Source organism: Streptomyces sp. CB02056, assembly GCF_001905545.1.
Taxonomy (GTDB): domain Bacteria; phylum Actinomycetota; class Actinomycetes; order Streptomycetales; family Streptomycetaceae; genus Kitasatospora.
In genome coordinates this window covers 401544-424705 of record NZ_LIPD01000002.1, presented here as the reverse complement: position 1 = coordinate 424705, position 23162 = coordinate 401544, and the positions used below count along the sequence as shown (strand labels likewise).

Annotated in this window: 21 protein-coding genes; 11 read left to right on the top strand and 10 right to left on the bottom strand. The window is 71.3% G+C overall.

All coding sequences use genetic code 11. The features are described 5' to 3' along the window. The first annotated feature begins 15 nt into the window (after positions 1-15). From AMK13_RS05945 to AMK13_RS05930, 4 genes are all read left to right on the top strand, one after another. Positions 16-399: a nuclear transport factor 2 family protein gene (locus tag AMK13_RS05945; protein ID WP_049649431.1), complete on the top strand. Its 384-nt coding sequence runs from the start codon at positions 16-18 to the stop codon at positions 397-399. Positions 400-409: 10 nt separating this feature from the next. Beyond that, positions 410-886, top strand: a complete 477-nt coding sequence (locus AMK13_RS05940) for a GNAT family N-acetyltransferase (protein ID WP_049649430.1) — start codon at positions 410-412, stop codon at positions 884-886. Positions 887-1074: 188 nt separating this feature from the next. After that, positions 1075-1485, top strand: a complete 411-nt coding sequence (locus tag AMK13_RS05935; protein WP_049649429.1) for an anti-sigma regulatory factor — start codon at positions 1075-1077, stop codon at positions 1483-1485. 180 nt (positions 1486-1665) lie between these two features. Continuing rightward, positions 1666-2733, top strand: a complete 1068-nt coding sequence (locus tag AMK13_RS05930) for a SigB/SigF/SigG family RNA polymerase sigma factor (protein WP_074001418.1) — start codon at positions 1666-1668, stop codon at positions 2731-2733. Between the two features lie 95 nt (positions 2734-2828). Here the strand turns inward: AMK13_RS05930 and AMK13_RS05925 are convergent, their stop codons facing one another. Further along, positions 2829-3257 carry a hypothetical protein gene (locus tag AMK13_RS05925; RefSeq protein ID WP_049649428.1) on the bottom strand — a complete coding sequence of 143 codons (429 nt, stop codon included), beginning with the start codon at positions 3255-3257 and terminating at the stop codon, positions 2829-2831. A gap of 50 nt (positions 3258-3307) precedes the next feature. Between AMK13_RS05925 and AMK13_RS05920 the strand changes: the two genes are divergently transcribed. Then, a complete protein-coding gene (locus AMK13_RS05920) occupies positions 3308-4279 on the top strand; it encodes a diacylglycerol/lipid kinase family protein (protein ID WP_074001417.1) in 972 nt (323 codons plus the stop codon). A gap of 369 nt (positions 4280-4648) precedes the next feature. Beyond that, entirely contained in the window at positions 4649-4900 is a 252-nt protein-coding gene (locus AMK13_RS05915; RefSeq protein WP_014138019.1) for a WhiB family transcriptional regulator, read from the top strand. Between the two features lie 451 nt (positions 4901-5351). Here AMK13_RS05915 and AMK13_RS05910 read toward each other — a convergent pair whose 3' ends face one another. The 7 genes from AMK13_RS05910 to AMK13_RS05880 form a co-directional block, all read right to left on the bottom strand. Continuing rightward, positions 5352-6872: a sensor histidine kinase gene (locus AMK13_RS05910; protein WP_181970676.1), complete on the bottom strand. Its 1521-nt coding sequence runs from the start codon at positions 6870-6872 to the stop codon at positions 5352-5354. Between the two features lie 400 nt (positions 6873-7272). Further along, the gene (locus tag AMK13_RS05905; protein WP_049649426.1) at positions 7273-8331 is read right to left on the bottom strand and encodes an SIS domain-containing protein; all 1059 of its coding nucleotides are present in this window, start codon (positions 8329-8331) and stop codon (positions 7273-7275) included. Positions 8332-8581: 250 nt separating this feature from the next. Continuing rightward, the gene (locus tag AMK13_RS05900) at positions 8582-9880 is read right to left on the bottom strand and encodes an extracellular solute-binding protein (protein ID WP_049649425.1); all 1299 of its coding nucleotides are present in this window, start codon (positions 9878-9880) and stop codon (positions 8582-8584) included. Positions 9881-10317: 437 nt separating this feature from the next. Then, positions 10318-11871, bottom strand: coding sequence for a glycoside hydrolase family 3 protein (locus AMK13_RS05895; protein WP_074001416.1), 1554 nt, complete (start codon positions 11869-11871; stop codon positions 10318-10320). A gap of 6 nt (positions 11872-11877) precedes the next feature. Next, positions 11878-12705 (bottom strand): carbohydrate ABC transporter permease, encoded by an 828-nt coding sequence (locus AMK13_RS05890; protein ID WP_049649423.1) that lies wholly within the window; start codon positions 12703-12705, stop codon positions 11878-11880. Continuing rightward, a complete protein-coding gene (locus tag AMK13_RS05885) occupies positions 12702-13730 on the bottom strand; it encodes a carbohydrate ABC transporter permease (protein ID WP_049649422.1) in 1029 nt (342 codons plus the stop codon). Before AMK13_RS05885 ends, AMK13_RS05890 begins: the two co-directional genes overlap by 4 nt. A gap of 138 nt (positions 13731-13868) precedes the next feature. After that, a complete protein-coding gene (locus AMK13_RS05880; RefSeq protein ID WP_074001414.1) occupies positions 13869-15158 on the bottom strand; it encodes an extracellular solute-binding protein in 1290 nt (429 codons plus the stop codon). A 340-nt stretch (positions 15159-15498) separates the two neighbouring features. Here AMK13_RS05880 and AMK13_RS05875 point away from each other — a divergent pair, with 340 nt between their 5' ends. From AMK13_RS05875 to AMK13_RS05860, 4 genes are all read left to right on the top strand, one after another. Then, positions 15499-16290: a GntR family transcriptional regulator gene (locus tag AMK13_RS05875; protein WP_049649420.1), complete on the top strand. Its 792-nt coding sequence runs from the start codon at positions 15499-15501 to the stop codon at positions 16288-16290. 350 nt (positions 16291-16640) lie between these two features. Continuing rightward, positions 16641-16904 carry a DUF3311 domain-containing protein gene (locus AMK13_RS05870; RefSeq protein WP_049649419.1) on the top strand — a complete coding sequence of 88 codons (264 nt, stop codon included), beginning with the start codon at positions 16641-16643 and terminating at the stop codon, positions 16902-16904. Beyond that, on the top strand, positions 16901-18511 hold the full coding sequence (gene mctP / locus AMK13_RS05865; RefSeq protein WP_049649418.1) for a monocarboxylate uptake permease MctP: 1611 nt from the start codon (positions 16901-16903) through the stop codon (positions 18509-18511). The genes AMK13_RS05870 and mctP overlap by 4 nt, the downstream gene beginning before the upstream one ends. 154 nt (positions 18512-18665) lie before the next feature. Then, positions 18666-19544, top strand: a complete 879-nt coding sequence (locus AMK13_RS05860) for a histidine phosphatase family protein (RefSeq protein WP_107418693.1) — start codon at positions 18666-18668, stop codon at positions 19542-19544. 37 nt (positions 19545-19581) lie between these two features. Here AMK13_RS05860 and AMK13_RS05855 read toward each other — a convergent pair whose 3' ends face one another. Beyond that, positions 19582-20550 (bottom strand): helix-turn-helix domain-containing protein, encoded by a 969-nt coding sequence (locus AMK13_RS05855; protein WP_074001413.1) that lies wholly within the window; start codon positions 20548-20550, stop codon positions 19582-19584. Between the two features lie 401 nt (positions 20551-20951). On the opposite strand from AMK13_RS05855, the gene AMK13_RS05850 reads away from it, so the two are divergent. Then, positions 20952-21446 (top strand): GNAT family N-acetyltransferase, encoded by a 495-nt coding sequence (locus tag AMK13_RS05850; RefSeq protein WP_074001412.1) that lies wholly within the window; start codon positions 20952-20954, stop codon positions 21444-21446. Positions 21447-21465: 19 nt separating this feature from the next. Here the strand turns inward: AMK13_RS05850 and AMK13_RS05845 are convergent, their stop codons facing one another. Further along, entirely contained in the window at positions 21466-23151 is a 1686-nt protein-coding gene (locus tag AMK13_RS05845; RefSeq protein WP_074001411.1) for an ArnT family glycosyltransferase, read from the bottom strand. Positions 23152-23162: the final 11 nt, after the last annotated feature.

Genomic DNA, 23162 nt, shown 5'->3' with positions numbered 1-23162 from the left:
CGGAGGAGCGAGATCATGACCACCACGACGGCCCCCGCCGCCTTCGACACCCGCGCACTGCGCGAGGGCATCGAGCGCCGCGACGCCGAGGCCCTCCTGGCGCTCTACGCGGAGGACGCCGAACTGCGCATGGTCGACCGCAAGACCCAGCCCAGCCACCCCCTGGTGATGCACGGGCGGGAGGAGATCGGCGCCATGCTGGACGACGTCTACGGCCGCGAGATGACCCACACACTGGAACAGGTGGTCGTCCAGGGCGACCACGTCGCCTTCCTGGAGTCCTGCCGGTACCCGGACGGCGTCCGGGTGCTGATGTCCTCGATGGCCGGTCTGCGGGACGGCCGGATCATCGACCAGACCTCCCTCCAGGCCTGGGACGAGACCGGTCCCGAGCAGTAGGCTCACGGACATGATCCGCACCGCCGTCGCCACCGACGTCCCCGTCGTCCACGCCATGATCCGCGAACTCGCGGAGTACGAGAAGGCCCTGCACGAGGCGAAGGCCACCGAGGAGCAGCTGCACGAGGCCCTGTTCGGCGAGAACCCGGCCCTGTTCGGGCTGATCGCCGAGGACGACGCCACCGGTGAACCGGTCGGCTTCGCGGTCTGGTTCCGCAACTTCTCGACCTGGCGCGGCACCCACGGGATCTACCTGGAGGACCTGTACGTCCGCCCGGAGGCGCGCGGCGGCGGCCACGGCAAGGCGCTGCTGCTGGAACTCGCCCGGATCGCCGTCGAGCGCGGCTACTCCCGGGTCGAGTGGTCGGTCCTGGACTGGAACCAGCCCTCGATCGACTTCTACAAGTCGATCGGCGCGGTGCCGATGGACGAGTGGACGGTGTACCGGCTCTCCGACGGGGCGCTGGCCGCCGCCGGGCAGCGCTGAACGGCTCCCGGGAGTCCGGGGAAAGGGTCTGCCACCCTGCGTCGCAATGCCTTACCATGAGTAACTCCCGAACCGGGGTGCGGAAGGCAGAGCGATGGCGGATCCGCGGCGCCGGGCCCCCTTCGGGGGTAGCAAGCGGTAACAAGCGGGGTACCAAGAAAGCACAGCGCGCCACCCAGGAGGCAAGGGTGTCCCAGATCGACGGCGATCTCGGCGTTCAGGACTTCGTGGAGGTCCGGCTGCCCGCAGCCGGGGCCTACCTCTCCGTCCTGCGAACAGCGACGGCCGGGTTGGCGGCCCGGTTGGACTTCACGCTCGACGAGATCGAGGACCTGCGGATCGCGGTCGACGAGGCCTGCGCCATCCTGCTCCAGCAGGCGGTGCCCGGCTCCGTACTGTCCTGCGAGTTCCGGCTGGTCGGCGACTCGTTGAAGGTCACCGTCTCCGCCCCGACCACCGACGGCAAGGCTCCCGAACGGGACACCTTCGCCTGGACGGTGCTCTCCGCCCTGGCCGGCGAGGTCGACTCCTCGGTCGCCGAGGACAGGACCGTGACGATCAGCCTGCACAAGAAGCGCGGCGGGTCCCCCTCCCACTAGTCGGGCGCCGGACCGCACCGCACGACCGAGCAGCACCGAGCAGCACCCGCGCAAGGGCCGTCCGCCGCTCCCCCGCTCAGGGGACCGACGGACGGCTCCCGGTACCGCCACCCACGCGGTACGACCAACGAGACGATTCCGGGGCCACCGGCCCCGGTGCTCCCGGAACGGAACGGGGGAATGGCCGTGAGTGATCTGGACCGTACCGGCCTCGCGACGGCGGGACCTGCCGTACCGACCCAGGCGAGCGTTCCCGGCCTCGCCGCCAACGACGAAGCGCACCCGAAGGACGCCCAGCGGATGAGCCACCCCACCGAGCCGACGTCCGAGCCGACGCCTGCCTCCGCGCCCCCGCCGGACCCGGTGGACGAGACGGCCCCGGCCGTCGGGACGGAACCGGCGGTCGAGGCCGACCCCGCGGTCGAGGCCGAGCCGACGGCCGAGGTCGAGCCGCACGTCGCCCTGCCCGCCCAGGGCTCGCACCGCACCGGCGCCCCGGACCGGGAGGCCGCCCGCGCGCTGTTCGTCCGGCTGTCCGCACTGCCCGAGGGCTCCCCGGAGCGGGTCGAGCTGCGCAACCAGCTGGTGCGGATGCACATCCCGCTGGTCGAGCACCTGGCCCGGCGCTTCCGCAACCGGGGCGAGCCGCTGGACGACCTGACCCAGGTCGCCACCATCGGCCTGATCAAGTCGGTGGACCGCTTCGACCACGAGCGCGGGGTCGAGTTCTCCACCTACGCGACGCCGACCATCGTCGGGGAGATCAAGCGGCACTTCCGCGACAAGGGCTGGGCGGTGCGCGTCCCGCGCCGCCTCCAGGAGCTGCGGCTGTCGCTCACCACGGCGACCAGCGAGCTCTCCCAGCGGCACGGCCGCTCCCCCACGGTGCACGAGCTGGCCGAGCACCTGGGGATCTCCGAGGAGGACGTCCTGGAGGGCCTGGAGTCCGCCAACGCGTACTCCACGCTGTCCCTGGACGTGCCGGACAGCGACGACGAGTCGCCGGCCGTCGCGGACACCCTGGGCGCGACCGACGAGGCGCTGGAGGGCGTCGAGTACCGCGAGTCGCTCAAGCCGCTGCTGGCCCAACTGCCGCCCCGGGAGCAGAAGATCCTGGTGCTGCGGTTCTTCCGGAACATGACCCAGTCGCAGATCGCCGCCGAGGTGGGGATCTCCCAGATGCACGTGTCCCGGCTGCTCGCCCGGACGTTGGCCCAGCTGCGGGAGAAGCTCCTGGTGGAGGAGTAGGACTGACGCCCCTTCAGCCTCCCGGCTTGAGGCTCCCCGGCTTCAAGCCGCCGGCTTCAGGCTCCCGGCTTCAGGCTCCCGGCGGCCCTGTACCCCTAGTCCTCGGACGGGGCGTACAGGGCCGCCGTCGACTTCGGGTTCAGCAGGCAGCCGATGCCCACCAGGCCGAGCGCGCCGACCAGCACGCCGACCGCGATCATCGCGCCGCCGCTCTCGGCCATGTAGTAGCCGACCGGCAGGCAGATCGAGTTGGTCAGCACCGCCGGACTGCGGCCCCAGCGGCGCTCCTTGAGCAGGGCGCGGGCGGCCAGCACCGGCAGCACCCCGAGCAGCACGATGACCGCTCCGCCGAACTCGTTCAGGGCCAGCTGCTTGGACTGGCCGGACAGCGCGGCCACCATGTCCCAGACGCCGACGACGGCCAGCGCGGCGCCCGCCAGGGCCGTGATGGCGGCGCCCAGGGTCAGGGAGGCCGGGCGGCCGGATCCGGCCGAGGGTACGGGTGCGGAGGTTTCTGCGGTCACTCCAGCAGGGTAGCCGCCGGTTGCTCCGTACCGACCCGTAGGCTTTCCCCATGCGCGCTCTCCTGGTCGTGAACCACAAGGCCACCACCACCAGTGGCCGGACCAGGGACGTCCTGATCCACGCCCTGCGCAGCGATCTCAAGCTGGAGGTCGCCGAGACCCGCTACCGGGGCCACGCGCGCGACCTGGCCCGCGAGGCGGCGGAGGACGGCACGGTCGACCTGGTGGTGGCGCTGGGCGGGGACGGCACCGTCAACGAGGTGGTGAACGGGCTGCTGGCGCACGGCCCGGGCGAGAAGGTCCCGCGACTGGCCGTGGTGCCGGGCGGTTCGACCAATGTGTTCGCCCGCGCGCTGGGCCTGCCCAACGACCCGGTGGAGGCCACCGGCGCCCTGCTGGACGCGCTGGAGCACGGCCGGGAGCGGCCGATCGGGCTGGGCAAGGCGATGACCGACGGGCTGCCGGACCGCTGGTTCACCTTCACCGCCGGCCTCGGCTTCGACGCCGGGGTGGTCGGACGGGTCGAGGAGCAGCGCCGGGCCGGGCGCAAGTCCACCCACGCCCTGTACGTCGGCCAGGCCCTGCGGCACTACTTCACCCAGCGTGAGCAGCGCCGCTCCGGCCCCGTCTCCCTGGAGCTGCCGGGCCACGAGCGGGTTCCGGGCCTGGTGCTGTCGATAGTCAGCAACACCTCTCCCTGGACGTTCCTCGGCAACCGTCCGGTCTACCCCTCACCGCTCGCCTCCTTCGACACGGACCTGGACGTCTTCGGCATCACCCGGATGACGGCGTTCGGCACCGCTCGAACGGTCCGTCAGATCCTGCGGTCGTACACGACTTCGAGTGACGGCGCCCCTCCCAGCGGCCCCTCCGGGAAGCACGTCGTCTCCTATCACGACGTCAGACACTTCACCTTGGTTTCGGAGGAACCGGCCCCGTTCCAGGTCGACGGGGACCATCTTGGAGACAGGAGTCGCGTCAGTTTCACAGGCGTACGGCGGGCACTGCGTGTGATTGTGTGACTGGAAGGGGGGTTCCTCCTTCTTCTCGAACGCACAAGCCCCCTTCACTCCATAGAAGTACTGGCTGTGAGCTAGGCGACACCGAAGAATCCAAAATTCCTCCCCGAAGGGGGTTGTATCCGAGCCCGAGGTTTGCGAACCTCTACATGGCGATCGGGACACATCGCAGCGACGGCAACTCCGGAACCACAGGAGCGCCGACCGCGGGGTGTCCCTCGAATCGCCGAATCCCCCCCAGCACAGACCACCCGGGCCCGACGGGCCTTTGGTCTCTTTTGCTGTTGCGGGATTCGTGAAAGCGTTCACATTCACAAGCCATTCGATTATGCCGATCGGGCCACCCCCCGCGGCAGGAGGAGTTGGACGACCATGGACTGGCGCCACCGCGCTGTCTGCCGCGAAGAGGACCCCGAGCTGTTCTTCCCGATCGGGAACACCGGTCCTGCTCTGCTGCAGATCGAGGAAGCCAAGGCCGTGTGCCGCCGCTGTCCGGTGATGGAGCAGTGCCTCCAGTGGGCGCTCGAGACCGGTCAGGACGCCGGCGTCTGGGGCGGCATGAGCGAGGACGAGCGCCGCGCGATGAAGCGCCGTGCAGCCCGCAACCGCGCCCGCACCGCCTGATCACCCGGCGATCACACGCCGTAGTACCAGCAGTGACCGCAGTACCGATCGACACATGATCAAAGGCTTCCCTGCACCTCCTGGTGAAGCCTTCCGCACCAAGGACCTCGCCCAGCCAGGTCCCGCGACACCGGACCCGCCCAAGCACTTGATACTGTTCACTTAGAGCAATATCGTGGAGCTGTGGCGCTCACCGTGTGCAACGCACCGGCGAGGTGTCGCACCACCCAGAGCCCCCGCTCCGGCCGACTCCCCCCGACGGCCGGAACGGGTTGAGAGGCCCTGTCGACCCACCCCCCCGGTCGACAGGGCCTCGTTTCTGTTTCCGCACCCCGTTCCGCACCCCGGCGTGCGGGTGCGCGCACCCGGCGCTTCCGCCGGACGCACGCCCCCTCCACGCACCTGTGCGCATCCCCGCGCAACGGTTCCTCGCTCCCTGCGGACGAGGAACTCAGCGGACGGGGATCTCCAGGATCACCTTCGTACCGCCGTTCGGGCCGGCCACCATGTCGAAGGTGCCGCCCAGTTCGCCGGTGGCCAGCGTCCGGACGATCTGCAGCCCGAGGTTGCCCGCCGTCTTCGGGTCGAAGCCCTCCGGCATGCCCCGGCCGTCGTCCTGCACCGTGATCAGCAGGTACTCCTCCGGCCGGGCGCCGCCGTTCCAGGTGTCCGACCAGCCCTTGCCGGTCGCCGGGGCCCGCCCGCGCAGCGCGCTGACCTCCAGGTTCCCGGAGGCGGTCGGACCGAACGCGTGCTCCAGGGCGTTCTGGAGCAGTTCGGTCAGCACCATCGACAGCGGGGTGGCCACCTCGGCGGAGAGGATCCCGAAGCTGCCGGTGCGGCGGGTCGCCACCCGGCCGTCCTGGGTCAGCTCCATCGCCATCGCCAGCACCCGGTCGGCGATCTCGTCGAAGGCCACCTGCTCGTCCAGCGCCTGGGAGAGCGTCTCGTGCACGATCGCGATCGAGCCGACCCGGCGCACCGCCTCGTCCAGCGCGGCCCGGGCGGACTCCGACTCCATCCGGCGGGACTGCAGCCGCAGCAGGGCCGCGACGGTCTGCAGGTTGTTCTTCACCCGGTGGTGGATCTCCCGGATGGTGGCGTCCTTGGTCATCAACTCGCGGTCGCGGCGGCGCAGCTCGGTCACGTCCCGGCAGAGCACCAGCGAACCGGTCAGGGTGCCCTTGGGCTTGAGCGGGATCGCCCGCAGGGTCACCACTCCCCCCTGCGCCTCCACCTCGGTCTGCCGGGGCGCCCAGCCGCTCGCCAGCTTCACCAGCGCCTCGTGGACGGCCGAGCGGGACGGCGGGGCGAGGTCGGCGGTGGCCCGGCCGAGGTGGCTGCCGACCAGGTCGGTGGTGAGGCCGAGGCGGTGGTACGCGGAGAGGGCGTTGGGGCTGGCGTAGGTGACCACGCCGTCCGCGTCCAGCCGGATCAGGCCGTCGCCGACCCGGGGGGCCGCGTCCATGTCGGCCTGCTCGACGCCGGGGAAGGGGAAGGAGCCGGCCGCGATCATCTGGGCCAGGTCGGAGGCGCTCTGCAGGTAGGTGAGTTCCAGCCGGCTCGGGGTGCGGACGGTCAGCAGGTTGGTGTTGCGGGCGATCACGCCCAGCACCTTGCCCTCGCGCCGGACCGGGATCGACTCGACCCGGACCGGGACCTCCTCGCGCCACTCCGGGTCGCCCTCGCGCACGATCCGGCCCTCGTCGAAGGCGGCGTCCAGCAGCGGGCGGCGGCCGCGCGGGACGAGGTGGCCGACCATGTCGTCCTGGTAGGAGGTGGGCCCGGTGTTGGGCCGCATCTGCGCCACCGAGACGTAGCGGATGCCGTCCCAGGTGGGGATCCACAGCACCAGGTCGGCGAAGGAGAGGTCGGAGAGCAGCTGCCACTCCGAGACCAGGTGGTGGAGCCATTCCACATCGGCCCCGGTGAGGGTGGTGTGGCGGCGGACGAGTTCGTTCAGCGAGGGCACATGGCGAGGGTAGCGCCGCCGGTCCGGGCGGGGCGCGCCAGGCCTCCCGCCGGGTCCGGACACCCCCTGAGTTGTTTAGACCAATTTTCCGGGAGGCCTGGACAACCGAGATTGGTCTAGTCCACAATGGAAGGGCACCAAGGAGAGGTCCCCGCGCAACTGCCCTGACCGCGCGCGGCCCCTCCTCGGTCGGACGCCGCAGATCGAGGACCCCGCACAGTTCTCGATCCCATCTGGCGCCCGACGACAGCTCCGGGCTGCGGTGCCGCATGGGTTGAGGGTCCCGTGTCGGCGCCGTGGCCCGTAGTGTTTTCCACCCCCGGAACCATGTCTCCGCCGCTCAACGAGCCGGCCCCGGTCCACAACCCGTGGACCGGGGCCGGCTCGCGTGCGGGACGGGCTACCGCGTCTCGGTGACCTTGGCCAGGGCGCGCGGGGCGTCCGGGTCCTGGCCGCGGGCGATGGTGACCTCGTAGGCCAGCAGCTGCAGCGGCAGGATCTCCAGGATCGGCTGCACCTCCTCGGGCACGCCGGCCGGCAGCGCGAAGCCGGCCGAGGCGGCGTCCACCTGCGCCTGCTGGCCGACCACCACCAGGTCCGCGCCGCGCCCGCGCAGCCGGTCCAGCACCGGCTGGAGGGCCTCGCCGCCCTTGCCGTCCGGGACGATCGCGATGACCGGCGAGACGTTGTCCACCATCGCCAGCGGGCCGTGCAGCAGGTCGGCGCCGGAGAACGGGGTGGCCGGGATGTAGGTGGTCTCCATCAGCTTGAGCGCCGCCTCGCGGGCGGTCGGGTAGCCGTAGCCGCGCGAGGTGATCACCAGGCGCTGGGCGAAGCGGTAGCGCTCCGCCAGCGCCTTCACCTCGGCCCGGCGGGACAGCACCCCGGCGGCCAGGCCCGGCAGCTCCTTGGCGGCCGCGCCGTCGCCCCCGCGCAGGCCCTCGACCAGCAGGTAGAGCGCCAGCAGCTCGGCGGTGTACGTCTTGGTGGCCGGCAGCGCCTTCTCCGGGCCGGCCAGCACGTCGATGTGGAACTCGGAGACCTCGGCGAGCGGCGAGGCGGCGTTGTTGGTCACCGCGAGCGTGACGGCCCCGGCCTCGCGGGCGGCCTTGGTGGAGGCCACCAGGTCGGGCGAGCCGCCGGACTGGCTGACGGTGACGACCAGCACGTCGGTGAGGTCCGGCTTGGCGCCGTACGCGGTGGTGGTGGACATCGAGGTCAGGCCGGCCGGCTTGCCGAGCAGGATCTCGATCAGGTACTTGGCGTACAGCGCGGCGTTGTCGGACGTGCCGCGCGCGGTGAGCAGGACGAAGCGCGGGCGGCGGGCGGCGATCTGTGCGGCGACCTCGCGGATCTTCGGGGCACCCTCGTCGAGGATGCGCTGGAGGACGGCCGGCTGCTCGGCCATCTCCGCCGCCATGATCCGGCCGGGGACGGGAACGGTCTGCGGGTCGGACATCTGGGTCTGCCTCCGGTGAGACGGTTCGACCCCGCTCGGGCGGCTGCCCGGCGGGGACCTCCAGGCGGCGAGTCCGCACACTCGCTGCGGTCCTTCGTCCCACGATCCTACGGGCGCGCCCGCCGCCGGGCACCTCCGTCCGCACACCCGCGCGCCCCGCGTGCACGCCCACCCGCGCGCCCCTCCGGACGCCCTTCCGGACGCCCTTCCGACGACGGGACGGGCGTCCGGAGACGGGCGCGACGGGAGGTCAGGACGCCTTGTTGATCAGCTGGTCGATCGCGGCGTCGGCCTCCTTGGTGGCCTGGTCCACCGACTTGCCCTTGAGGATCGAGGTCAGCATGTCCGGGATGATCTTCTGCTTCTCGACCGCGCCCCAGCCGGGGGCCAGCGGGGTGAACCAGGCGTCCGGCACGGCGTTGGCCGCGGCGGCGGTGCTCGGCTTGCTCTTCAGCGGGTTCAGCTGGGTCAGGTTGTTCGGCAGGATGTCCTTGTCGGCCAGCGCCTGCTCGGACTTGGTGCTGGTGAACATCCGGATCCAGTCGGTGGCCAGCGCCACCTGCTGGGACTTGGCGGTGACGGCGAGGTCGGAGCCGCCGATGAAGGTCGGCAGCGGCTTGCCGTCCGGGCCGGGCATGGTGGCCACCTTGACGGCGTCCTTGAGGCTCGGGTCGCCGGTGACCGGCGCGGTGACGCTGGCCGCCTCGTAGCCGTTGCCGTAGAAGGACGCGGCGTGCCCGCGGGCCATCGACTCGAACTGGTTCTGCTCGTTCACCGCCAGGTCGCCCTTGTTGTACTTGCGCACCAGGTCGACGAAGTGGCTGATGCCCTGCTGGGACTTGGGGTCGTGCAGGGTGCCGTGCCAGTTGCCGGAGCCGTCGAACTTGGCGATGCCGCCGCCGTACGCGGCCACGTAGCTCATCGCGGCGTACCAGTACGGGCCGGGCAGGTAGAGCGGGGAGAAGGTCTTGTCGGCCTTGTTCCGGTCCGCGACCTTGTCCAGCGCGGCCAGCAGCTCCGCCTCGGTCTTCGGGAAGTCGGCGCTGCCGGTGGCCTGCTGGAAGGCGGTGGAGTTGTAGATGGCGACCCGGGAGCCGGCGTAGTAGGGCACGCACCAGAGCTTGTCCTGGTACGTACAGGTGTTGGCGAGCGCCTTGATCCAGCTGTCGGAGTTGTCGAAGGTGCCGCGGTCCACCGGGGCCAGCGCGCCGGAGAGCACGTACTTCATGGTCTCGGTGTTGCCCAGCTCGACCACGTCGGGGGCGCTGCCGTCGGCGATGGCCTTGTCGAGCTTGGCCAGCTTGTCGGCCCAACCCTGGTAGGCGAGCTTGAGGGTGACGTTCGGGTACTTCGCCGCGAACTCGTCGTTGACCCGCTGGACCAGGTCCGGCCAGTTCTTCTGGGCGTCGTCCATCAGCCAGACGGTGACGGTGCCACCGGCGGCCTTCGGGTCCGCGGAACCGGCCGCGCCGGCGTCGCCCGAGGGCTTCGCCGTCGAGGAACAGGCCGTCAGACCGACCGCCAGTGCCAGGGTCCCGAGCGTCGACATGAGCTGACGCTTCTTCACGCCATCCTCCGAGGGGTGTAGAGCCGTTGTGCCCGCCGGCAGCGTGATTGGCGCCCGTGGCGGAGAGTCCGGACAGGGGGCGGCGAAGAGCTTGGGGGAGGGCCGATACCACATCCGGCGAGGTTGAATCTCGAACCGGATGACTGGACTCTGGCCTAGACCATAGGTGGTGTCAACGACCAAAAGCCTTCGTCGGGGCGGCCGTTGCAGAGCCGTTGTACCGCGTGGCCGCCAGTCGTCGTTCCGTCACCCTAAGTAGGTCTTAAGGTGGATTTAAGGCCTGCTTGAGGGAACACGGTCACTCGGTGGTCTCCCGGGTCGACGGCGGGGAAACAGAACGGGCCCGCCATGCGACATGCGCATGACGGGCCCGTTCACCGACGCCACCGGACAGCGCCGGTGACGTCGCGTCGATCGTGTCAGCCGACCGCTCCCGGCTGCCCGGTGAGGACCTCCACGGCCGCCAGTCCGCAGACCCGGGCGGCGCCGTGGGTGGCGATGTACAGCGCGCCGACCGGCTCGGACTGGGGCAGGCCCATCTCGACCACGGCGGCGTCCGGCCGGGCCGCCACCAGGCGGCGCAGCGCGGCGGACATCCACGCGTGCCGGTGCGCGTCCCGGACCACCAGCACCAGGCGGCGGCCCTCGGCGCCGGCCAGCAGCTCGCCGACCAGGGCGTCCAGCAGCTCCGGCGCGGCCTCGGCCGCCGACACCGCGCGGGTGCGGGTGCCGGGGAAGCGGTCCGCCAGCATGCCGGCCACGCCCCACGGGGTGACGTCGCCGACCGCGATGTTCGGCTCGTCCGAGAACGAGGCCACGTACGGGCGCTCGCTCACCGGCGGCACCACCTGGCCCGGCGCCCGGACCACCTTGAGCGCCCGGCGCGCGGCCCGCAGGCCGACCGCCAGGTCCGGCTCGACCCGCTCGCCCTGGGCCGCGATCCGGCCCCAGCTGCCCAGCGCCCGGACCCGCTCGGCGGCGTCCGCCAGCCGCTCCTCGGCGAGCAGGCCGGAGCGCACGCCCGCCACGATGGCGTCGCGCAGCATCAGCACGGTCTCCTCGTCGGCCAGCCCGCCGCCGACGCAGATCGCGTCCGCGCCGGCCGCCAGGGCCAGCACGGTGCCCTCGCCCATCCCGAAGGTGTCGGCGATGGCGCCCATCTCGATCGCGTCGCTGACGATCAGGCCCTGGTAGCCGAGGCCGCCGTCGGCCGGGGCCGCGCGCAGCAGGTCGCGCAGCACGGTCGGGCTCAGGGTGGCCGGCAGCTTCGGGTCCAGCGCCGGGATCATGATGTGGGCGGTCATCACGGCCTTGGTGCCGGCCGCGATCGCCGCTTGGAACGGGATCAGGTCGCGGGCCCGCAGCACGTCCAGGTCGACGTCGATGACCGGCAGGCCGTGGTGCGAGTCCACCGCGGTGTCGCCGTGGCCGGGGAAGTGCTTGGAGCAGGCGGCCACGCCGGCCGACTGCAGGCCCTCCACCCAGGCGGCGGTGTGCCGGGCGCACAGCTCGGGGTCGGCGCCGAAGGAGCGGACGCCGATGACCGGGTTGCGCGGGTTGGAGTTGACGTCCGCGGTGGGCGCCCAGTTGTAGTTGACGCCGGCCGCGGCCAGCGCCCGGCCCAGCTCGCGGGCGACGTCCCGGGTCAGCGCCGGGTCGTCGATCGCGCCGAGCGCGAGGTTGCCCGGCCAGGACGAGCCGGAGCCCGCCTCCAGCCGGGTGACGTCGCCGCTCTCCTCGTCGATGGCGATCAGGAGGTCGGGGTTCTCGGCGCGCAGCGCCCGGGTGAGCGCGGACAGCTGGTCGAGGTCGACCACGTTGCGGTCGAACAGCGCGACCGAGCCGAGGCCCGCGGCGAGGTGGCGGCGCAGCCACTCCGGCGGCTTGGTGCCGACGAAGCCGGGCTGGAGGACGGTCAGGGCGTCGCGGTGCAGCTGGTCGCTGTCCGGCACGGTGGGAACGAGGATGCTCACGTGGACTCAGCCCTTCACGGCGCCGTCGGTCAGACCGCCGACCGCCTTGCGCTGGAGGAAGACGAACAGGATCAGCACGGGGATGGCGAACATCGTGGACGCGGCCATGGTGGCGCCCCAGTCGTTGCCGAAGGCGGTCTTGAAGGACGACAGCCACAGCGGCAGCGTCTTGCCCTGGTCCTTGTTGAGGATCAGGACGAGCGGGAACTCGTTCCACGCCGTGATGAAACCGAACAGCGAGGTCGACATCAGGCCCGGGGCCAGCAGCGGGAAGATCACCTTCACGAAGGCCTGGGAGCGGGTGCAGCCGTCCACCATGGCCGACTCCTCCAGCTCCTTCGGCACCGCGGCGATGAAGCTGCGCAGCGTCCAGATGGTGAAGGGCAGGACCATCATCATGTAGAAGAGGGTCAGCGGCACCAGGCTGTTCAGCATGTCGTTGTCGCGGGAGATGATGTAGACCGCGATGGTCATGACCTCCCAGGGCGCCATCTGGGCCATCATGATGACCAGCACGAAGGCCTTGCGGCCGCGGAACCTCATCCGGGCGATGGCGAAGGACGCCAGGGTGGCGATCACCAGTGACCCGAGCACCGCGCCGACGGTGACGACGACGCTGTTGAGGACGTACGTCCAGAAGTTCGGCGCGTTGACCGCGGTGGTGAAGTGCTCGAAGGTCGCGTCGAGCGGGATGAACACCGGCGTCGGGCTGATGATGTCGCTGTTCTGCTTGAACGCGGTCGCGAACATCCAGTAGACGGGGAACACGAAGAAGACGGCGAGGACGGCCGCGATCACGTTCAGCCAGGTACGTCCGAAGAGAGAGCGCCTCACAGCTCGTCCTCCTGCTTGATCATGATGCGGAAGTAGTACGCCATCAGCACGCCCAGCATCAGGATGGTGAGCACCGCGATCGCGGAGCCGACGCCGTAGTGCTGGCCGGCCGAACCCTCCAGGAAGGCGTGCACCGGCAGGGTCCGGGTCAGCTTCTCCGGTCCACCGGCGTTGACCGCGTAGACCTGGGTGAACGCCTTGAACACCCAGATGACCTCGAGGAAGGTCGTGGCCAGGAAGAACGGCTTCAGGTTGGGGAAGATCACCGCGGTGAAGATCTTGCGCGCGCCGGCGCCGTCCATCCGGGCCGCCTCGTAGAGCTCCTTCGGGATGGTGGTCAGGCCGGCGTACATGTTGAACGCCACGAACGGGATCGACATCCAGACGATCAGCAGGATGATCACGAAGAACGTCGAGTACTGGTTGCTGAGCCAGTTGTAGCCGTGCATCGACTGCCAGCCGAGCTGCTCCAGGATCCAGTTGACGACGCCCCACTGGGAGTCGAACAGCCAGGTGTAGACGGTGGTCGCGGCGACCACCGGCATGGCCCAGGCCAGCAGCAGCGCGACCTGGAGCACCAGCCGCATCTTCTTGCCGAGCTGGTTCAGCAGCAGGCCGATCAGGGTGCCGCCGACCATGATCAGCACCACGTTGACCAGGGTGAAGACGATGGTCCGGCCGGTGACCGACCAGAACTCCGGGTCGGTCAGCTGCTCCTTGTAGTTGTCGAAGCCCGTCCACTCGGTCAGGTGCAGGACCAGCTGGCGCCTGTTGAGGTTCTGGAACGACAGCAGGACCGTCTTGAGCAGCGGCCAGCCCAGCAGGGCCAGGGTCGCCACGGTGGCCGGCAGCAGCAGCAGGTACGGCGCGAGGCGTGAGCCCAGGCTGGGGCCGCCCGCGGATCTGGCGCCCTTCGGCGCGGTGCCCTTCGAGCCGCCGCCCGAGGCGCTCGTCTCTTGACCGGCCACAGCGGCCTTCCCTGGGTCCGGGGACTGTGTCTGCACCCGCTCCGAATGCACAGCCATCGTTCTCACTTCCTCACAACCTGGCCACGACGGACAGGCGCCGCCCACCGGCCCCCCGCCGGGGGCCGGTGAACGACGCTGCTGGGACCCGCCTCCGGACTCCCGCCTGCGGGAGGGCCGAGGACGGGTCCCGGGTGCTTACTGCTTCTGGTTGAGCTTCTTGGCGATCTCGTCGTCGTACTTCTTGGCCGTGGAGGCGAAGTCGCCGCCCTGGAGGACAGCGGTCAGGAACTCCTTGACCGGGTTCGGGTTGTCCTCGACGCTGGACCAGTTCGGGGTGTTCGGGGTGATCGCGCCGACGGTGGCGCCCTGCTGGGCGGCCTTGGCGAAGTCGCCCTGGATGTTGGCGTTCAGCGCGGGCTTGTTCGTGGTGATGCCGGCGGCGGCGAACAGACCCTCGTTCTTGTCGTTGAGGGCGATCTTCAGGTAGTCCTTGGCCATGTCGGTGTTCTTGCTCTGCGAGGCGATCGCGAGGTTCGAACCACCGAGGAACACGCCGGTGGGCTTGTCGGCGGTCTTGCCGGGGAGCGCGAAGTAGCCGATCTTGTCCTTCGGCATGGCCTTCTCGTCCGGCAGCTCCCAGCCGAGGCCGATCATGGCGCCGACGTTGCCCTGGGCGAAGACGTCCTTCTGCTGCGGGGTGGCCTCGTCCTTGTCCTTCGGACCGGTGGCCGAGTAGCCCTGGAGCTTCTTGTAGGTCTCGAAGGCCTTCTGGCTCTCGGGCGAGCCCAGGCCGCCGACCCACTTGTCGCCGTCCTTCTTGGCGATCTTGCCACCCTCGCTGGTGAGCAGACCGAAGTAGACGTACCACTCCTGGCCGGGCATGTAGATCGGGTCGACGACGCCCTCGGTGGTCTTCAGCTTCTCCAGGTCGCTGTAGAACTCCTCCAGGGTCTTCGGCGTGTCGGTCAGGCCGGCCTTGGCCCACAGGTCCTTGTTGTAGGCGACCACGCGGTTGGTGACGTACCACGGGGCGGCGTACTGCTTGCCGTCCAGGACGGCGGACTCGTTCTGGTTGGCGGGCCAGGCGTCGCCGCCCAGGGCGGCCTTCTCCTTGGTGAGGTCGAGCAGACCGCCCGAGGAGGCGTAGCCGGCGGTCTGGGTGTTGCCGACCTCCAGGACGTCGACCGAGCCCTCCGACAGCGCGGCGGTGATCTTGGCGCCGATGCCGCCCCACTCCTGGGTCGCGTACTCGACCTTCGAGCCCGGGTAGGTGGTCTCGAACTCGGTCTTGACCGCGTCGGTCCAGCCCTTCGGGGCGGAGCCGGTCATGGTCCAGACCTTGAGCGTCTTGCCCTTGTACTTGTCCGCCGCGGAGGCGGAGGACGACCCCGAGTCGCCCTCGCTCTTCTTGCCGTCCGAGCCGCAAGCCGCCAGGCCGACGACCATTGCTGCGACGCCGACCGCCGCGATGAGCTGACGCTTCATTACGCCATCCTCCTGAGGGATGCCTGGGTTACCCCCGTCGGGCGGCAGCGGCAGACCCACACAAAGCGGGGGGAAAGGTGCCGCGGACCCCTTCGAACGGGTGGGGGGATTCATAGCTACCGGCCTAGTGGTGTAGACCAGCTGCCTGGAGCTTGGCCTAGACCAATGGGCCTGTCAACGGCTGTTCGACCGATCTCGACCACCCGTTATCAAGCCGACACCGCACATCGTTCATCGCGTGATGAGGTATTCGTTCCGTAGCCATACATGCAACGATGTGAGCCGTTAACGATGTGGCGGGGTCGCCGTAGGCCTCGCGAGAAGCGGGAGAACAGGTCCGATGAGCAGCGACGGGGGATCCACCGCCCAGGTCAACGACCCCGAGGTGAACAGCCTCCCGACGCAGGCCGGCACCGACCCGACCGCGCGCGTCCCCAAGTACTACGGCCTGAAGCGGCACCTGCTGCAGCTCACCGAGACCCAGCCCGCCGGCACCCCGGTGCCGCCCGAGCGGGCACTCGCCGCCCAGTTCGACACCTCCCGCACCACCGTGCGCCAGGCCCTCCAGGAGCTGGTCGTCGAGGGCCGGCTGGAGCGCATCCAGGGCAAGGGCACCTTCGTCGCCAAGCCCAAGGTCGCCCAGGCCCTCCAGCTGACCTCCTACACCGAGGACATGCGGGCCCAGGGCCTGGAGCCCGCCTCCCGGCTGATCGAGATCGGCTACATCACCGCCGACGACCGGCTCGCCCCGCTGCTCGACATCAAGCCCGGCGGCCGGGTGCTGCGGATCGAGCGCCTGCGGCTCGCCAACGGCGACCCGATGGCCATCGAGGTCGCCCACCTCTCCGCCAAGCGCTTCCCGGCCCTGCGCCGCAACCTGGCCAAGCACACCTCCCTCTACGCGGCGCTGCGCGAGGTGTACGGGGTCACCGTGGCCGAGGCCGAGGAGACCATCGAGACCACCCTGGCCAACCCGCGCGAGGCCGGCCTGCTCGGCTCCGACCTCGGCCTGCCGATGCTCCAGCTCTCCCGGCACTCCTTCGACAACGACGGGGCCCCGGTCGAGTGGGTGCGCTCCATCTACCGCGGCGACCGCTACAAGTTCATCACCCGACTGAAGCGTCCGGAGTAGCCGCACTCCCCCACCGCATCCCGGGCACCGGCGCGCGCGACCCGCGCGCCGGTGCCCTTCGCGTTCCGCGGCGGCTTCTCCCGCGGCCCCCGGCGGTGGTGGCTTTTGCGCCCCCCGGCGGCGGACTCCGGCCGGTTGCGTCCGGCTGGTGGGAAGTTCGGTCAATCCCGGTGACATGGATCACCCCATGCTCTAGATTGCGCAGCCGTACTGACCTGACTGCCGATCACCGATGGTGCTGCTCGGCGGGCCCGTGCGGCGCTCGGCGCCGAGGGGCTGCGGCGCCGACGGGGAACCCCTCCGGAGCGGAGCCGAAGATGCCCTCTGATCCCCCCAGCGTCGAAGATGTCATGCCCGAGCCAGCCGGGAGGCCCGTCCCGGCCGTGACGCCCGAGCGGGTGCTGGCCGGCCTCGCCCTGCTCGTGCCGATCGTCGCGACGCTCTGGGTGTCCTCGTACGACAAGAGCGACCCGGCGGTGGCCGGGGTGCCGTTCTTCTACTGGTACCAGCTGCTCTGGGTGCCGGTGTCGGCCGTGTTCACGGTCGCCGCCTACCTGCTGATCACCCGGGACGAGAAGGCCCGCAAGGCGGCCCGGAAGGGCGGTGCGCGATGAAGGACGTCAACGTGCCGGCCCTCGTGGTCTTCGTGCTGTTCTTCGCCCTCGTCACCGTGATGGGCTTCCTCGCCTCGCGCTGGCGCCGCGCGGACAACGCCGCGCACCTGGACGAGTGGGGCCTGGGCGGCCGCAGCTTCGGGACCTGGGTGACCTGGTTCCTGCTCGGCGGCGACCTCTACACCGCGTACACCTTCGTCGCCGTCCCGGCCGCGGTGTACGCGACCGGCGCGGCGGGCTTCTTCGCGGTGCCGTACACGATCATCGCCTACCCGCTGGTCTTCCTCTTCCTGCCCCGGCTCTGGTCGGTCTCCCGGGTGCACGGCTACGTGACCCCGGCCGACTTCGTGCGCGGCCGGTACGGCTCGCGGCCGCTGTCGCTGGTGGTCGCGCTCACCGGCATCCTGGCCACCATGCCGTACATCGCCCTGCAACTCGTCGGCATCCAGGCCGTGCTGGACGTGCTGGGGGTCGGCGGCGGGGAGAACGCCAACTGGTTCGTCAAGGACCTGCCGCTGTTCATCGCCTTCGGCGTGCTGGCCGCCTACACCTACTCCTCCGGCCTGCGGGCCCCGGCGCTGATCGCCTTCGTCAAGGACGCCCTGGTCTACATCGTGATCATCGTCGCGGTGATCTACATCCCGATCCGGCTCGGCGGCTACGGGCACATCTTCGACTCGGCCGCGCAGCACTTCAAGGAGGTCAAGGGCGGCTCGCTGACCATCCCCGAGAACAAGCAGTGGACGTACGCCACGCTCGCCCTCGGCTCGGCGATGGCGCTGTTCATGTACCCCCACTCGGTGACCGGCGTGCTGGCCTCCAAGTCCCGCAAGACCGTGCGCCGCAACATGGCGATCATGCCCGCCTACTCGCTGATGCTGGGCCTGCTGGCACTGCTCGGCTTCATGGCGCTCGCGGCGGGCGTCGGCAAGGGCGTCAAGGGCTACAACGCCCAGCTGTCGGTGCCCCAGCTGTTCGCGGACATGTTCCCGGACTGGTTCACCGGCGTGGCCTTCGCCGCGATCGGCATCGGCGCGCTGGTGCCGGCCGCCATCATGTCCATCGCGGCGGCCAACCTGTTCACCCGCAACGTCTACAAGGAGTGGCTCAAGCCCGCCGCCACCCCCGCCGACGAGACCCGGATCGCCAAGCTGGTCTCGCTGCTGGTGAAGGTCGGCGCGCTGGTCTTCGTGCTCGGCATGGACAAGCAGGCCGCGATCAACCTCCAGCTGCTGGGCGGCCTGTGGATCCTGCAGACCTTCGTGGCGATCGTCGGCGGCCTGTTCACCCGCTGGTTCCACCATTGGGCGCTGTTCGCGGGCTGGGCGGCCGGCATGGTGTACGGCACCTGGAAGGCGTACGGGATCGCCAGCCCGGCCACCAAGCACTTCGGCGGCAACGCGGCCGAGATCCCCGGCATCGGCGAGATCGGCTACATCGGCGTCACCGCCTTCGCCCTCAACCTGGTCGTCGCGGTGGCGCTCACCCTGGTGCTGCGGGCGGTCAAGGCGCCGGACGGCCCGGACGAGACCAGGCCGTCCGACTACAGCGCCGAAGCCGGCGACGACGAGCTGAAGAACGCGCCGGAGCCTGTAGCGGCGCACTGATTCGCGCGGTACGCGCCCTGTGATCGCGCCGCCTTCTCCGTGAACACTGGAGAAGGCGGCGCGATCATATGTATGAACAGGCGTGCACGCCGGGCACCACCAGACCGGACCGGCATCCGGCCGGGACCTGATCGACCACGGGGAGCTCGCGGCCATGGCAGAACTCGGCACCACCCTCAACGGCCAGCACCAGTCCACGCAGGGCCAGCACCACCACGTCACCGCGCAGGGCCAGCACGGCACCGCCCAGGGTCAGCACACCGCCGGCCACGGGCCGCACACCACCGGCCAGGGCCAGCACGGCACCGCCCACCGCCCGTCGGCGGCCGGCCGGCTGCCGTCCGTGCTGATCGCCACCCGGCACGGGGAGTCCACCGCCAACGTCGAGTTCCAGCTGGCCGAGGCCGCCGGAGCGCTCAGCGTCCCGATCAGCTGCCGCGACGCCGACATCCCGCTGTCGCTGCAGGGCCGCCGGCAGGCCCAGGCGCTCGGCCACTGGTGGGCCGGCCTGCCCAGCGCCGACCGCCCGCGCAGCGTCTGGTGCTCGCCGTACGTGCGCACCGCCGAGACCGCCCGGATCGCGCTGGCCCAGGCCGCCGGGCTCGGCTCCGTCCCGGTCACCCTCGCCGTCCGGTACGACGAGCGGCTGCGCGACCGCGAACTCGGCGTCCTGGAGATGCTGCCGAAGGCCGCGATCGAGGCCAAGCACCCGGAGGAGGCGGCCCGGCGGCGCAAGATGGGCGAGCTGTACTACCGCCCGCCGGGCGGCGAGTCCTGGGCCGACGTCGCCCTGCGGGTGCGCAGCCTGCTGCGGGACCTCTGCGAGGAGGAGGCCGGACGGCCCGTCCTGCTGGTCGCGCACGACTGCACGGTGCTGATGCTCCGCTACGCGCTGGACCGGCTCACCGAGGACCAGCTCACCGCGCTCGGGCCGGTGCACAACTGCTCCACCAGCCTCTGGCGGGCCCAGGACGGGCGGCTGCGGCCGGACGGCTGGAACGGCGTCGGGCACCTGACGGCCGGGACGGACTGACGGCCGGCGGGACCTGCTGGTGCGAGCCTGCGGCCCCTCAGCCCGCCTTCGGGTCCGGGTCCGGGTCGGCGAAGCAACGCCGGTAGGCCAGCGGCGTGGTGCCCAGCCGGCGGCCGAAGTGGTGCCGCAGCGCGGCCGCGTTGCCGAAGCCGCAGCGGGCGGCGATCGCGTCCACCGGCTCGGCGGTGGACTCCAGCAGCCGCTGGGCGAGCAGCACCCGCTGCCCGACCAGCCAGCGGTGCGGGGTGGTGCCGGTCTCCTGCTGGAAGCGGCGGGCGAAGGTGCGCGGCGACATGTGCGCCCGGGCGGCCAGCTGCTCGACGGTGGCCTCCTCGGCCAGGTGGTGGCGCATCCAGTCCAGCAGCGGGGCCAGCGAGTCGCCGGCGGCCTCCGGCAGCGGCCGGTTCACGAACTGGGCCTGCCCGCCCTCCCGGTGCGGTGCCACCACCATCCGGCGGGCGATCTCCCGGGCCACCTCGGCGCCCTGCACCTTGCGCACCAGGTGCAGACAGGCGTCGATGCCGGCCGCCGTCCCGGCCGAGGTGATCACCGGGTCGTCGTCCACGTACAGCACGTCCGGCTCGACCGTGGTCAGCGGGAAGCGCTCGGCCAGCTCCTCGCCGTGCCGCCAGTGCGTGGCGGCACGACGGCCGTCCAGCAGCCCGGCGGCGCCCAGCACGAAGGCGCCGCTGCAGATGGACAGCACCCGGCCGCCGCCCTCGACCACCCCGCGCAGCGCCGCCAGCAGCGGCTCCGGGTAGCCGGGGCGGATGCTCGCCGCGGTGACCACGGCGAGGTCCGCACCGGCGAGGCGCTCGGGACCGTACGGGACGTCCACCGCGAAGCCGGAGTGGGTGGCGTGCGGCCCGGGACGGGCCCCGGCGATCGCGAAGTCGTAGCCCGGCAGCCCGTCGGCGGTGCGGTCCAGGCCGAACACCTCGCAGGCCACACCCAGTTCGAAGGGGTGGACCTCCTCCAGCACCACCGCGACCACGTTCTTCAGCATGCCCACCAGGATGCCCCCGGCGCCCGCCCCGGCGGAAGGAAGGGGACGGCGGGAGGATGGCAGGATTTCGAGGTGATCGGTCGTTCCTGCCACTCGTGGCCGCGGCGCCGCCCGGCCACAGTGGTGCCCATGGACAGCGACACCCTCATCGGCTCACTCGCGATGACCGCGGCCGTCGGCGGTTTCGGCCTGCTCGGCCTGCTGATCGGCCGCGAGACCTCCCACGGCCCGGCGGCCGGCCGCGACAACTACCACCGCCCGGGCGGCTACCCGGCCGACCCGGCCCGCCCCGACCGGCTGCACGGCACCGCCGACCCGGCCCCGACCCCGGCCCCGTCGACCCCTCCGACCCGTTCGACCCCGGAGGACCGTCCCGACCAGGGCTCCGGCACACTGGCCGCATGGACTTCCTCATCCGCCAGGCCCTCCCGGAGGACCTCGCCGACGCCGGCCGGATCACCGTCGAGGCCTTCGTCGGCGACGGCTTCACCAACCCCACGAGCAGCTACGTCGACCTGCTGCGCGACGCCGGGCGACGGGCCCGCGAGGCCGAACTCCTGGTCGCCGTCGACACGGCCGGAGCCGGGGTCCTCGGCTGCGTGACCTACGCGGTCGGCGGCACCGAGTGGGCGGACATCGCCACCCCGCGGGAAGGCGAGATACGGATGCTCGCCACCGCCGCCGCCTCCCGCGGCCGCGGCGTCGGCGAGGCCCTGGTCCGCGCCACCGTCACCCGCAGCCGCGAACTCGGCCTGGCCGGCATGGCCTTCTCCACCCGCCCGGAGATGACCACCGCCCACCGCGTCTACGAGCGCATCGGCTTCCGGCGCACCCCCGAACGCGACTGGGCCCCGTACCCGGGGATGGACCTGATGGTCTACACCATGGCCTTCTGACGACCGGCCCGGGCGCCCGTCACGGCTTCTTGTCGTACCCGGGCGCCACGTAGACGGTGTACCGGCCGTGCTTCCCGCTCGTCACCACGGTGACCACCCGGTACCCGGAGGCCTTCAGGGTGGGCTGGATCGCCTTGTCGATGGCCCCGGTCTGGGTGAAGTCCAGGACCACGACCTTCCACTCGTGGGCCTGGATGCCGGCCTGGATCGCGGGCACCCCGTTCTGCATCTCGCCGGTGGCCGGGTCCCGGCGGAAGACGGCCACCAGGTCGTGCCACTGCTGCCAGGTGGTCTGCTTGCGCAGGTAGTACGCGGGGACGTTGTAGTTCTCGACCAGGTACCGGTCGTCGCCCTTGACAATGTACGGCTCCAGGGCGGCGACGAACTCCTTCGAGTTCGACCACTCGCCGTACATCTCCCGGCCCTGGGCCGCGCCCACCCAGGCGAGCGGGCCGACCACCAGGGCGGCCGCCGCCACCCCGGCCACCAGGTGCAGACGGCCCTTCAGCCACAGCGCCGTACGGGCCAGCACCAGGCCCACCACGATGCAGGAGAACCAGGCGCCGAAGTCGACGTGCTTCTGCAGCGACAGCCAGGTGTGGATGCGGATCTGGTTCACCGGCGCCATCAGCCCGGCCAGCAGCAGCAACAGCGCCAGCCAGAACTCGGGCCAGGCCGCGCCGCCGCGCCGCCGCGCCCGCACCAGCTGCACCAGCACCCCGGCCAGCGCGACCACCAGCAGCGGACCCACCCAGCGGGCGGCCTCCGAGGCCACGTAGGAGTACGAGTCGTGGCCCGGGGCGCGCTTGAGCGTGGTGTGGTTGAAGCCGTTGACGTACTTCTCGCCGGCCGCCAGCGCCGCCGCGCCGACCGCCACCACGAAGGTGAGCAGCACCAGCAGCCCGCGCCGCCAGGCCTCCCAGCTGCGCAGCGACCCGCGCGGCCCGGCCAGCACCGCGATGCCGCACACCACCGGCACCCACAGCAGCGCGGCGTACTTGGTGGCGCCGGCCAGGGCCAGCAGCAGCCCGGAGGCGACCAGGCTCGGGTACCCGCCGCCCGTGGTCAGCCGCACCGCGAAGTACCCGGCCCAGGCGAGGACCGCCAGTGCCATCGCGTCGTAGGTGGCCAGACCGCCGAGGAACTGGGTGGGGCCGAGCGCGACGAAGGCCGCCGCCGCGCAGAACGCCGCGAGCGAGCCGTGCAGCCGACGGGTGGCCAGGTGGACGGCCGTGGTGGCGGAGAGCATGAACGCCAGGCTCAGCAGCCGGGCGCCGTTCAGCCCGCCGACGAAGTCCGCGACGGCCACCACCACCGGGTAGATCAGCGGGGAGCCGGAGAAGAAGGTCTCGTACGTCGACACCGGGGTGCCGTGCCGCAGGTGCGCGATCTCCTGATAGCCCGCGTAGATGTAGGTGCCCTCGTCGATGAAGGCGGTGTTGCTGAGGATCAGGTGGTACGAGAGCGCCGCCTGGACCAGCAGCACGGCCAGCAGCGGCAGCCAGTCCGCCCGCAGCACCGGCCGGGCCGGGTGCGGCACCCGGGGCGGCCCGGGCCTGCGGCGGCGCCGGTCGGCCGGGGAGGCCGGCGTCGGCCCGGGGCCCGTCCGGCCGCGCTCGCCGAGGGCCACCCCGCCCGGCCGGGCTCCGCCGAGGACGGGCTTGCGGGTGGACTCGGGCCGGATCCAGCGGCCGTCCGCGCTCATCAGTACTGCTC